Genomic DNA, 13,362 nt, shown 5'->3' with positions numbered 1-13,362 from the left:
GTCGTAGGTATGGGGTCGTAAGTAGTTATGGGTTATGTAGTATGTCTGCCTTATAATACCTCATAATTCATACCTAAAAAATACCTCATACCTAAAAATAAAACCCTATTCATCAAAATGATAATGAATTCCTAAAGTGAAAGTGGCTTTATTGGAGAATTGACGATATACTGTTCCGTCATTTTGTTGCCAAAGAAATGCTTCACCGGGTTCGGCAATCATAAAATATTTTCCTTCACCTGTAAGACTAAAACGGTCGCTCAGTTGATATGACAATCCTGCTTTTCCTGTCAATAAATACCCTGGCGTTGTATAAGTATCAGGTATTTCTTTTAACGTATTGATTAATCCACCTATGGGTTTTACCGAGAAAAAGGTCAATCCTGCTCCCATTCCCACATAAGGCTTCACAACCCAATCCGTCGGATACCATTCAAAATCAAAAGTTAGCGGAACTTGCGTTATAGATACATTATTGGCTTTCGTCTGTGCCATAAAATGATTATTCATCATACCAATGGTCATTCCCATCGCAAAATAGTCGCTCGGAAAATACTTAAAGGTCAACGCATTGCTAATTCCCATTTGCTCAGAAGCAACGCCTTTATTCGCCCCTAAGGGCATCAAAACCCCACTTTGGAGTCCCAAAGTAAAATGTCCAACGGTTGTCTGCTGAGAAAACACTCGTGAAGCGTTTAATAAAATAATAGATATTAAAACTGAATAGAATCTCAAAGACATATTTTTGGATATTGATTTATATTAACGAAAAGCTAAATTAGTAAATTTTACTGAAAGACTTTTTAAAATACATACTTCAATCTCAGCGTCACATTTCTACCCATTTCATTCGTAAAATATCTAAAACGGTTCAAATATTCTCGATATGCTAAATTGAAAGCATTACTAACACTTAAGCCTAAGCTAATTTTTTGAATTTTCATGCCAGCATCTATTCGCCAAATACTGTATGCAGGTGGCGGTGAAGCAAAATCACTTTTGTCTTCCACACGAGCTTGTTGTGCCACCAATTGATTACCAATACTTACAAATGAATCGTATTTCTTGAACGAATATTTTACAGTGCTTTCTAAACGGTCAGCGGGAATATTGACCATAAAAACATCATTCAAAATATCTTTTGCCCGAACTATTGAATACTTTTCATTGATAGATAAACGATTCGTTATCAAATAATTAACAGACAAATCAAGTCCTGCAAAACGGGCATCAACTTGGGTATAATCAAAGGCTGGGAAAGCCCCACGTACCGTCAAAACTGTTTGTGGAATACCATTTTCGATACGTGGTCTTAGATAAATAAAATCATTGATATAATTCAAATAAGCCGTTAATTCAATGGCAATTTTCTCTTTTTCAAAATTACTCGTCAACGAAAAATTATGAGCAACTTCTGGCTTTAGATTAATATTTCCTTTTTCATAAGCCGCCGCTCCGTGATGCACACCATCTGAAAATAACTCATTCATATTTGGAGAACGCCACGCATTGGCTACATTAAATTTAAAACTCAATGCGTCATTTACAGTATAATTTGCCCCCAAGGTCGCAGAAAAATTGCCAAAATTAAAAGAATTATCAAAATACACTCCCGAAGGACTTAAACCAAAAGCCTGTGCATTTCTAAAATCATAACGAAGTCCCGTTTCAAACTCCCATTTTTGTCTGAGATAACGCTCAATCAAGAAAACTCCACCGCTGACTACTTGATAATTAGGAATCAAAACGGTATTTATCAAGGGTTTACGGAGTTCATAAGCAGATGATAGATTTTCCTGATATAAACCACTTAAACCAATTGAACCGCTGATATTTTTAAAAATGGGTTTATGGTCTAACAATAATTCTCCTGTATAAGTGGTGAGTTTAAAATTGAGTGTATTTAAGGTTCGATTTCCACGAGGAGCATCGTATTCCAAACGCCAGTCGTACTGACGACTCAGCGTAAGTGTCCATTTACCAAGATTTTCGGTAATGGCAAAACTCTTGATTTTGAATAAATTATGGGCTAAATCCTGATTCGGGCGATTAATATCATAACTTGACTCGGCAGGCGTATAAATTTCATTGGGTTTTGTATTCTGAATAGCATTTTGCAAATCAGTCAAGTTCCCAATGTGCGAACCCGTGAAAATACCCAATTGCGTATCGAAATAACTAAAGAATAACTCCGTTCCAAAATGTTGCTTCTTGTACCCAATCGCAACCGAAAAATTGCGTTCTTGAACACCTGTATTCAGCATATAATAATCGGCAGTTTTAATATCTCCACCACGTTTATATGTTCCTTGCAAACGCCAAGCTAAACCTTGTATTTTAGGAAGTCCACCTTCAATAATTCCCGAAAAAACACCCACTCTCCCATTTGACAAACCAACGGCATTAATTTCTCCGTGAATATGTGCAGAATCTGGCAATGGGTCTGGTTCAACCATAATTACGCCCGCAATAGCATCTGAACCATATCTCACTCCAGCGGCACCTTTTACAACGGTTAGTTTTTTAGCCACAAATGGGTCTATTTCGGGAGCGTGTTCACTCCCCCATTGCTGACCTTCTTGTCTGATTCCGTTATTCAAAATCAAAACCCGATTGGAGTGCATTCCATGAATAATAGGTTTTGAAATGGAGCTTCCTGTTTGTAAAGAAGTAACGCCTGTGATGGCTTTGAGAGATTCACCCAAACTCTGTCCACGAGTTTGCTCAAGTGCCTGTCCGTCGAGCGTAGTTCTGGTTTGGGTAATCGTTTCAATCTTTTTCCCAGCCACTACCACTTCCTGCAAATGTTCGTCTCTATCTTCCAATGAAAAATCCTCATTGTGTTCTTGAGTTAAATTCACAATCAACTCAACCTTCTGAAAACCAACTGCTTGACAAATCAAAGTATATTGCCCCTGACACAAATTTTTGAAACCATATCTTCCATTACCATCAGCAAAAGTTGAAATATTTGTGCCTTTAATATAAATAACTGCCCCAGCAACCGCTTGATGAATATCTTTTTCATGCACAACTCCTTTAAGCGAACAAGTACATGAAGTTCTTTGTGCGAATGTTGACAACCAAGCACTAAAAAATAACGTAATTATGATGATAGTTTTTTTCACGAATTCGGATGAAGTTTTAGCGTGCAATTTACGCAGATTTTCATAAGAAAAACCAACTAATGCAACAATATTGCAAATCAAAGTTTTTTGAAAGATATGTTTACCCAAACATACAAGAATCTTAAATGAGGCTAAACATTCATATTGTTTAACAAAAATTATAAATTTATAAACAAAGTTAAATTTAATCGCAAAAGTGCCAAAAAACGTCTATATGGCTAATTTTACTTCTAAATATCTATAAATAAATAATTTCAATATTAAATTTCATAGAAATTTGCTTTTAAAATTTGCTTTTTTGTTTAACAATATATTATATTTGTTAAACAAATCACCAACAAGACTACTACAATGACAGCATTAGAATTCACATATCACATAGGTAAGGTTTCTAAATCATTAAAACCGTTTGCGATGAAGCTCACAAGAGACTATGAAGAAGCAAATGATTTGTTGCAAGATACTTTACTCAAAGCATTTACAAACCGAGATAAATATACAGAAGGGACTAATTTGAAAGCATGGTTATACACAATCATGAAAAATACTTTCATCACCAATTATCAAAAAATGGTGAGAAAAAACACTTTCATTGATACTTCTGATAATTTACATTTTATCAACTCAGTAGAAAGCAGTACAGACAATATGGCAATTAGCACTTTTGCGATGAACGACATCAATAAAGCTGTTGGACTCTTGGATGAAGCCTACAAAACGCCATTTATGATGTATTTTAGAGGTTTCAAATACCATGAAATTGCTGATAAATTAGATATTCCAATCGGAACTGTGAAGAACAGAATTCATATTGCAAGAAAGGAATTGAAAGATAAGTTGTATATGTATGCCTATTCAAATTAGCTACATAAAGGCGACCAACACTTCGTGTTGGCATGACAACTTAGTATTAATCAGCACATTGCAATACAATCATACATTAACTGGTTTTAACGAATACTTATTAAAAATCGGAACTATCTACAATTTGTCGCAGAATAAAATTAGACCACAGATTGTACTGATTCAACAGATTTACACGGATAAATTTAAAGAAAAATCAGTGTAAATCTGTTTTATCTGTTCTATCCGTGGTCTAATTTTGTCTTGCGACAAATAGTAGATAATTCCGTTAGAAATTAATTGATTAGTTTTTTGGTTAACAGAAGAAGGTTACAAAAAGCCAGGCAATGCTTGGCTTTTTTGTTTTATAAACTTACATATCGTATTTTTATTAATTCATCATCAAACCAAAAAACAACTAATAATTTCATGAAAAAACAGTTTATAACACTCCTCATTTCAACAACATTTTTAACTTCCGCATTTTCCCAAAAAGTCATTCAACGTGACCCCATAATTGAAAATATGGTTATGGAAGTAAATAATGATAGTCTTAAATCCCACATTTTAAAATTAGTCAGTTTTGGAACTCGTAGCACTTTAAGCACAACGACTGACCCCAAAAGAGGAATCGGGGCAGCACGAAATTGGGTTTTAAGTCGTTTTCAAGAATTTGCCAAACAGTCGGAAGGAAGAATGACCGCAAAAATTGACTCTTGGACACTTAAACCAGATGGAAAAAGAATAGATACAGATATAGAAATGGGCAACGTCATCGCAACCTTAAAAGGTACAGACCCTAATGACGACCGTATTTTCTTGGTTTCTGGACATATTGACAGCCGTGTTTCAAACGTTATGAACCGCACCGCTGATGCTCCAGGGGCAAATGATGACGGCTCAGGAACGGCAGCCGTGATTGAATTGGCGAGAGTTATGGCAAAAGCAAAATTTCCTGCAACGGTAATTTTCTTGGTTGTTAGCGGTGAGGAACAAGGGCTTTTAGGAGCTGACCATTTTGCCAGTCAAGCATTTGAAGAAAAATGGAACATTGAAGGAATTTTAAATAATGACATCATGGGTTCAAACAATTCTAACGAAACCAATATTATTGACAATACCAGAGTTAGAATTTTCAGTGAAGGTTTGCCATTTTTTGACTTAGATAAAAAGGCAGTCAGTATCCGTAATTTTGGACAAGAAAATGATGGAAAAGCACGTACTTTGGCACGTTATGCAAAAGAAGTTGGTGAACGTTATGTTGATAATTTAGAAGTAGTTATGGTTTACAGAAATGACCGTTTCTTGCGTGGGGGCGACCATACGCCATTCGTACAGAAAGGCTTCCCAGCGGTTAGAATCACGGAAATGAACGAAAACTACGAACATCAGCACCAAGATTTACGAACTGAAAAAGGCATCAAATTCGGTGATGTTCCAGAGGCAATGGATTTTGAATATCTCCGCAAAAATACGGCAATGAATTTAGCAACACTTTCAAATTTGGCAAAAGCCCCCGCAACGGTTCAAAACTTAACGATTGACACCAAAAGTTTAACAAACTCAACTACTTTATTTTGGCAAGCACCCAAAACAGGAAAAGTAAAAGGCTATTATGTATTGATGCGTGAAACTTACCAACCATTTTGGCAAAAGAAGATTTTCACTACCAAAAACGGGATTGTCCTCCCCTACTCAAAAGACCATTATTTCTTTGCAGTTCAAGCAGTTAGCGAAGACGGAAACGAAAGTTTACCAGTTTTACCAAAAGTTGGAATGTAAGACGGGAATATTTCCTATGATAATATAAAAAATGCTTGGCGATATGAAATCGTCAAGCATTTTTTATATCTTAATCATCATTCCGAACCGTATCTACAACCATTTCTACCGAATCCTTCGCAACTACAATTTTAGGAATTTCCATGGATTTATTAGTTTTCAAATTTGTCATTCTACGATTTGCCAATTCCATAAAATTACAGTCGGCAGTAGGCTTTTTCATTGTCCCGCAAACTCTAAGATATTCCTGATAAAAGATTAAAGACATTTCCTTATCATTCTTCTTTTTTTCATATATTTCAGCTAATCTAAAAGTAGCTTTTGGGCGGAAATTTATCAAATTTTGAAAACGATGAATTGCAGTTTCTGTTTGTCCTAATTTGTCTGCAACATCAGCCAAACCCAATTCATAATCAGTCAATCGGTCAGACTTTCCTAAATCGATTGCAAGATAGAAATTATCCGTAGATTCTCGTAAAACATCCGTATTATTTTCAGTGGATTTCAACTGAGCAAAAGCCAAACCTACTCTTACATTTTCTGTATCTTCACCAACTTTCAAAAGTCTTTTAAAAACGGCAATTGCTTGCGGAATACTATCCATTTGGTAATAGGCTGTTCCTAATAATCTTTGATAAAAACTGGTTGAATCACCTAATGTCATGGTGAACAACAAATCACTTCTGACACCATAAAAGTCTGATTTTCTGTACAATAATCTACTTCTCAAATGTCTCATTTTAATGGAAGAGCTATCTAATTCAAAGCCTTTTTTAATCAAAGGTTCAGCTAATTCATCTTTAGCATCATTCAAGTACAAATTGGCTAAACTAACAATACTTTCAATATCCTTATCATCAATTTCTATGGCTTTTTTGAGATAAGACATACCCAATTTAGCACGCTCCATGCGGGTATTAATTCGAGCTAATTCCTTCAAATAAAATGTATTCGTTGAATCAAGTTTATTAAGTTTTTGAAAAGTTTTTAAAGCCTCTGATAAGTTGTAATCTTTTTCGGTAACTATCGCAATTTGCAATAGAATCTCTGGAGAATCCCCATTCTTCTCTAAAGCAGAATAATACAATTTTTTAGCTTGTGATAATCGCCCCAATTTGAAGTTGCACAAAGCCTGTTTCTGTAAAATTTCTGCTTGCGTACTATCGCCAATATTAAGTTTTTCTAATTGTGATAATGCTTGTGCGTATTCTCCTTTCTGCATTAAATCATTAAAAGAAAATTTTGTGCAAATACTTTTACCGAAAATGAACAAAACATACTGATGATAATTATGTGAAGAGTTTTCATAATTGAATAGATGAAGCTGTTTAGGCAACTTCGACATTAAGGATTTAAAACTAAAATATTAGGTGAAAATATTAATATTCATCTTACAAAACGTTTTTTTTAACTATTCCATGAAAAAACATTGATTTTCTCAATAAATATTGAACATTTAAAGGATTCGCTGTAACTTCATTGTCTAATTCTGAAACAAATGCCAGTCATACAACACGCTGACTATCAAGCACCTTTTTGGTTACCAGAAGGTCACTCACAAACGATTTATCCATCTGTTTTTCGTAAAGTTGAAGGAGTCAATTATGTGCGTGAAAGAATTAGCACCCATGATGATGATTTTTTAGATTTAGATTTCTCCAAAGCAGATTCACTCAATCACTCATTCCCCCCCCCACTCGTTATACTTTCTCATGGTCTTGAAGGAGATTCAAGTCGGCAATACATTACGGGTATGGTTAAACAATTTAACGAACATCGTTTTGATTGTTTAGCTTGGAATTTTAGAAGTTGCTCAGGAGAACTCAATCAAACCAAACGTTTTTATCATAGTGGAGCAACAGACGACTTAGATTTTGTGATAAAACACGCTATTTCAAAAGGTTATCAAAAAATATTTTTGGTAGGATTTAGTCTTGGAGGAAATTTGACACTCAAGTTTTTAGGCGAAAAAGGGCAAAATCTTTACACTGAAGTCCAAAAAGCGGTAACTTTTTCAGTACCTTTGCACCTTTCAAGTAGCAGTAAGACAATCGGTTGGCTTTATACCAAACGATTCAACAAGTCCTTGATAAAAAAAATACAGGAGAAATCTCAACGTTATCCTGAGTTTCAACTAAACACTTCAAACATCTCGAAAATTAAAACATTAAAAGATTTCGATGATTGTTACACTTCACAACTACATGGATTCAAAAACGCCGAAGATTACTACGAGCGTAATAGTTCGCTGTACTTTTTGGATAAAATCGCTATCCAGGCCCTAATCATCAATGCCCAAAATGACCCTTTTCTCTCAAAAGAATGTTTTCCTTTTGAGAAAATAAAACATTTAGAAAAAGTACACTTTCAAGCCCCCAAAATGGGAGGGCATTGTGGCTTTTATCAAGCTGATTATCAAGGAGTTTTATGGTCGGAGAAGCGGGCTTTGGAGTGGGTAGTGAATTGAGAGAATCAATACAGACAGAAGGTTTCTCAAAACCTGAAATTTACAAATAAGAAAAACAAGATTAAAAAATAAATGTTAACCAACACAGCACAAGAAATTAACTTCGTTATTGATTTTGACTCAACTTTTACTAAAGTTGAAGGACTTGACGAATTGGCAGCCATTGCCTTGAAAGGTCATAAAGACCAAGACAAAATTGTAGGTCAGATTAAAGCTATTACGGATAGAGGTATGGCTGGCGAAATCGGATTTGCCGAATCCTTGAAAGAAAGAGTTGCTCTTTTGCCTGCCAATAGCTCGCACGTAACAGAGTTGATTGAGTTTTTGATGGGAAAAATCTCCGATTCTTTCGCTCGTAACGAAGATTTTATCCGTGAAAATGCGAAACACGTTTATATCGTTTCATCGGGTTTTAAGGATTTTATTGTTCCTGTGGCAGCTTCAATGGGCATTTTAGAAGAAAATGTTTTCGCTAATACTTTCACTTACGACGAAGAAGGAAATATCACGGGTTATGACGAAAGTAATTTATTGTCGCAAGATAAAGGCAAGGTAAAATTATTACGTGATTTAGACCTTGAAGGTGATATTTATGCCATTGGTGATGGTTATACTGACTACGAAATGCGTGAAGCTGGCTTAGCAAACAAATTCTTTGCTTTTACAGAAAACGTTGAACGTCAGAAAGTTACCGACAAAGCAGACGAAATTGTACACTCATTTGATGAATTTTTATACATCAATGGTTTGAGTCGTTCACAGTCTTACCCAAAATCAAAAATCAAAGTTTTATTATTAGAAAACGTTCACCCAAAAGCAGTTGAAGCATTTAAGGTTGAAGGATTTCAGGTAGAATTATTGAAAGGGGCTTTGGATGAAGATGAATTAATTGAAAAAATCAAAGGCGTTTCAATTTTGGGTTTACGTTCAAAAACAAACTTAACGAAGCGAGTTTTAGAACATCCAAATGCAAGTCGTTTGATGGCGGTTGGGGCTTTTTGTATCGGAACAAACCAAATTAATTTAGATGAATGCGAGCGTAGAGGTATTGCAGTTTTCAATGCTCCATACTCAAATACTCGTTCGGTAGTAGAAATGGCAATCGGAGAAATGATTATTTTGACCCGTGACATCATGACTAAGTCGAACAAAATGCACGAAGGGATTTGGGATAAATCTGCTAAAAATTCTTACGAAATCAGAGGTAAAAAGTTAGGTTTGGTTGGATACGGAAGTATCGGTACTCAAATTTCTGTTATTGCTGAAGCTATGGGTATGCAGGTTTATTTTTACGATGCAGTCGATAAATTAGCCTTAGGAAATGCGAAGAAATGTAAAACTTTAGAAGAATTGTTGAGCATTTCTGATTTCATTTCACTTCATGTGGACGGACGTAAATCAAATGCAAATATTATTGGTGAACGTGAATTTGCCCAAATGAAAGATAATGTAATTTTTGTCAATCTTTCTCGTGGACACGTTGTTGAAATTCCTGCTTTGGTAAATGCTTTAAAATCTGGAAAAGTTTGGGGAGCTGCAGTTGACGTATTTCCTTATGAACCAAAAACGAATGACGAAGAATTTATCAACGAATTACGGGGTTTGCCAAGAGTAATTTTGACACCACACATTGGCGGTTCAACGGAAGAAGCACAGGCAAATATTGGTGAATTTGTACCGAGTAAATTATTGCAATTTATGAATAATGGTAGCACTTATGGTTCGGTAAACTTCCCAGAATTGCAATTACCACCATTGGAAGATGCTCACCGTTTGTTACATATTCACCAAAATGTACCAGGTATTTTAGCAAAAATCAACAACATTTTTGCCAAATATAATGTAAACATCAAAGGGCAATATTTGAAAACGACCAACGAAATCGGCTACGTTATCACTGATATTTCAAAAGAATATGCCGATGAAATTGTAGCAGAATTGAAAGGAATTGACAATACAATTAAGTTTAGATTATTGTATTAAGCAGGTCTGGGGTTTAATTGTTAACTCGACCGAAGGTTCGGATTAATGTTGGCAGACATTATTAATCTTGTTATTACAACATAATCAAACCTAAATTGATTTTTAACGAGTAGCTAAAATAACAAAAAAGCCCCTTTCTTCACGGATTGGGGCTTTTTGCTTTATAGCGGTACAGATAAAATATCAATAACTCTTTTTAGATAGAATCGTTCTACTGTCTAAGGCTGTCCAAAGTTGACTTTTATATGTGTCTCCGAGCGGTATAGGCGTATCCTTATCCAAATAAATATACCCTCCTTCTACGTATTCAATTTTATCAAGCGAAATAATAAATGAGCGATGAACACGTAAAAAATTATCGTGGGGTAAAGACTCGTCATCTTCCAAATCCTTCATATTCAAAAGTGAAACAAATCTTCCTTTGGTGGTATTAAACGTTACATAATTACCTAAAGCTTCGACAAAAAGTATTTCAGAGAAAAATACTTTTTGCATTCGATTGTCAGTTTTAATAAAAATAAAATCTTTCGTTTTCATTGCATTAACTGTCGTATTTTCTACAGGAATAGCAACAGGAAAAAGTATATCTTGAGCCTTCTGAACAGCTTGTAAAAATCGTTCAAAAGAAATTGGTTTCAAGAGATAATCTATCACATTGTGTTCATAGCCATCAAGTGCATATTGTTTATAGGCTGTGGTGAGGATAAACTTACTTCTTCCTTTAGTTAATTTTATAAAATCCAGTCCAGACAATTCAGGCATATGAATATCAATAAAAATCAAATCAATTTTTTGGGTATAAATAATCTCCAAAGCCTCCACAGGTCCAAGACTTTCAGCAATCACATTTAGAAAAGGAATACTTTTGCTATGAAACTTTATGACATCAATAGCCGCTTGTTCATCATCAATTATTAAACAATTTATCATGGTGTTATTCTAATTTAAGGTATAATGCTACTTCGTAAAACGTTGGTTCGTGCTTGATATCCAAACTATAATTTTCGGCATAACCCAGAGAAAGTCGCTTTTGAGTGTTGTTAATTCCAATGCCTTCCGAGTCCTCCGTTGGTCCTCTACGAGTTGCATTATGAGTACTAAAATATAAGTTATTGTCTTCAACCTTCAATGCAATTTGTAGAGGATGATTAATATCAAATAGTTCTCCATATTTAAAGGCATTTTCGATAAAAGTTATCAAAATCAAAGGCATTATTTCATGTTTCTTTTCGACACCTACTATATCAAATTTTACTTGTAAACGTCCATTAAAACGTAGTTGATTGATTTCAATAAAATTCTGAATGTGCTTTAATTCTTTTTGTAAAGAGACTTTACCATTATCTTCCTCATCGTCAATTGCATAGTGCATCATATCCGTCAGTAACGAAATTCCCTTTGAGAGATTGGGAGAATATGGCAAAGATTCTTGGTAGAAATAATTGAGTTTCCGAAAGAGGAAATCAGGGTTAATTTGATTTTTCAAATTATTCAACTGAGTCTCTATAATGGATTGTTCGAGATGGTGGTTTTCTTGCTCTATTTGTATTTTAATTCGTTCTTGTGTTACAATTTTATTAACATACCAGAATACAAATACAAATGGGAATTCAATCAATATTCCTACAATTGTCAAGATAAACTCTTTATCATAAGGATAATTTGCCGTAATATCTCCTTCAGGAACAGGTATAAAATTATGATTTACAAATAAGTTAACAAATGTTATAAGAAGTAGAACAAGAGTTGTTGACAAAGCAAATCGCAAGTACTGCTTCTGTTCCCAGAATAATGGTAACAAATACCATAAGGTTATATAAAAAACTATGGCTTTTATAAATACATTATACAAAATAATAAGAAGCGATAGAACACCAATTTTTGTAGGAGAAAATAAAAAGTGATTTGTACAATGAAAAATATAATTAGTTACCCATAAAAAGAAATGATATTTAAAGTTCTTCATGAAATTAGAAATAATTGAAAACGATGTTCCAACTCATCAAATTGAAACGTAGTATGACATCCTTTAATATTCGACAATTTTTGTTTAATATTCTCTACACTTTCAAAAATATGCGAAGTATTAGCACCTGCTTTTGTAATATAATTACTTGAAAAAATAATCTGACTGTCCTCAATAGTAATATTCAACACTATTTTAACCCCAAAAATATAACTATGACAAAGAATTGGTTGAAAAATCAACGGACGAACTCGCCTAAATTTAGGATTACCATTAATATAAATTTCTATTTTGGACTGCTCACTTATATTTTCTAATTCCACATAATTTCTCAAATAGATAATTTCTGAATCCAAGGCTACATTTCCATCTTCATTATTGTCTCTAATGGTGTATCTCATCATATCTGATAGTTTTAGAATAGAACTTGATATATTTTCAGAATATGGCAAAAACTGTGCATAAAAAAAATTAAGCATATTATAGAAAAAATGAGGATTTATCTGATTTTTTAAGGCTAATAATTCTGTATTCAAAATTGTGTTTCGTAGTATATTTTGTTTCGTTTGGAGAATAGTCTCATACGCTACATTTCCAACAAACATTTTGCTAAACCAAAAGATTAGTGCCAGAGCAAATGATTGCTGTAATGATATCAAAGTCCAAGCTATATTTCTAGTTATAGGTGATATTTCAATGCTTTTAGGAAATAAATGATGCATTATTAAGGACAAACTATAGTTTATTATTAAACTAAATACAAAAGCAAATATAACATAGCCAGCTAATTTGAAATACTTTTTTAGAGGCAACACAGATGGGAGAATATGTATAATAAAAAGATAAAATAAATATAAACTACTAAAGCACACTTTAAAAGTGTTTATCAACATCGTTGGCATATAAGATTTGGATTTATATGCAGCCAAATACATAACATAATAGTACAAAAAATACCCAGTCCAAAAAATTATATGATTTCGCCTTTTATCCATTTAGTTTGATTGATTCCATTTATCAAAATTACCAATTCTATATTTCTTGCTGTGTTAAAAATTATCTTTTTACGTGAACTGGTTGTTTTTTGTGTCTGACTCCATTTATTTTAGGATAATCTCTATTTTAAATAGAAAAACTACCAAAAACCTGTTCACCCTTTATTTCGCCCAGTTCATCATTTTTATTGAGGAGTT

The 13,362-nt window shown here is 33.9% G+C and carries 10 protein-coding genes; 4 read left to right on the top strand and 6 right to left on the bottom strand.

All coding sequences use genetic code 11. The features are described 5' to 3' along the window. Positions 1-105: 105 nt before the first annotated feature. Positions 106-741: an OmpW family outer membrane protein gene (locus VB796_RS05045; RefSeq protein WP_323345423.1), complete on the bottom strand. Its 636-nt coding sequence runs from the start codon at positions 739-741 to the stop codon at positions 106-108. 62 nt (positions 742-803) lie between these two features. Continuing rightward, complete coding sequence (locus VB796_RS05040) at positions 804-3,128, bottom strand: TonB-dependent receptor (RefSeq protein ID WP_323345422.1); 2,325 nt, start codon at positions 3,126-3,128, stop codon at positions 804-806. A gap of 351 nt (positions 3,129-3,479) precedes the next feature. Here VB796_RS05040 and VB796_RS05035 point away from each other — a divergent pair, with 351 nt between their 5' ends. Together VB796_RS05035 and VB796_RS05030 are read left to right on the top strand one after the other, a co-directional pair. Then, the gene (locus VB796_RS05035) at positions 3,480-3,992 is read left to right on the top strand and encodes an RNA polymerase sigma factor (protein WP_323345421.1); all 513 of its coding nucleotides are present in this window, start codon (positions 3,480-3,482) and stop codon (positions 3,990-3,992) included. Between the two features lie 408 nt (positions 3,993-4,400). Continuing rightward, positions 4,401-5,753: a M28 family metallopeptidase gene (locus VB796_RS05030; protein WP_323345420.1), complete on the top strand. Its 1,353-nt coding sequence runs from the start codon at positions 4,401-4,403 to the stop codon at positions 5,751-5,753. 70 nt (positions 5,754-5,823) lie between these two features. Here VB796_RS05030 and VB796_RS05025 read toward each other — a convergent pair whose 3' ends face one another. Continuing rightward, positions 5,824-6,975, bottom strand: coding sequence for a tetratricopeptide repeat protein (locus VB796_RS05025; RefSeq protein ID WP_323345419.1), 1,152 nt, complete (start codon positions 6,973-6,975; stop codon positions 5,824-5,826). A gap of 276 nt (positions 6,976-7,251) precedes the next feature. On the opposite strand from VB796_RS05025, the gene VB796_RS05020 reads away from it, so the two are divergent. Next, entirely contained in the window at positions 7,252-8,220 is a 969-nt protein-coding gene (locus VB796_RS05020) for a YheT family hydrolase (protein ID WP_323345418.1), read from the top strand. Positions 8,221-8,292: 72 nt separating this feature from the next. After that, positions 8,293-10,203, top strand: coding sequence for a phosphoglycerate dehydrogenase (serA, locus tag VB796_RS05015; RefSeq protein WP_323345417.1), 1,911 nt, complete (start codon positions 8,293-8,295; stop codon positions 10,201-10,203). A 183-nt stretch (positions 10,204-10,386) separates the two neighbouring features. On the opposite strand, the gene VB796_RS05010 is transcribed toward serA, so the two are convergent. From VB796_RS05010 to VB796_RS05000, 3 genes are all read right to left on the bottom strand, one after another. Then, positions 10,387-11,133, bottom strand: coding sequence for a LytTR family DNA-binding domain-containing protein (locus VB796_RS05010; RefSeq protein ID WP_323345416.1), 747 nt, complete (start codon positions 11,131-11,133; stop codon positions 10,387-10,389). 4 nt (positions 11,134-11,137) lie between these two features. Next, positions 11,138-12,004, bottom strand: coding sequence for a sensor histidine kinase (locus VB796_RS05005; protein WP_323345415.1), 867 nt, complete (start codon positions 12,002-12,004; stop codon positions 11,138-11,140). 161 nt (positions 12,005-12,165) lie between these two features. After that, positions 12,166-12,774 (bottom strand): histidine kinase, encoded by a 609-nt coding sequence (locus VB796_RS05000; RefSeq protein WP_323345414.1) that lies wholly within the window; start codon positions 12,772-12,774, stop codon positions 12,166-12,168. Between the last annotated feature and the right edge of the window lie 588 nt (positions 12,775-13,362).

Origin of the sequence: Arcicella sp. LKC2W (genome assembly GCF_034931005.1) — a bacterium.
Classification (GTDB): Bacteria; Bacteroidota; Bacteroidia; order Cytophagales; family Spirosomataceae; genus Arcicella.
This window is presented reverse-complemented; position numbering and strand designations above follow the sequence as displayed.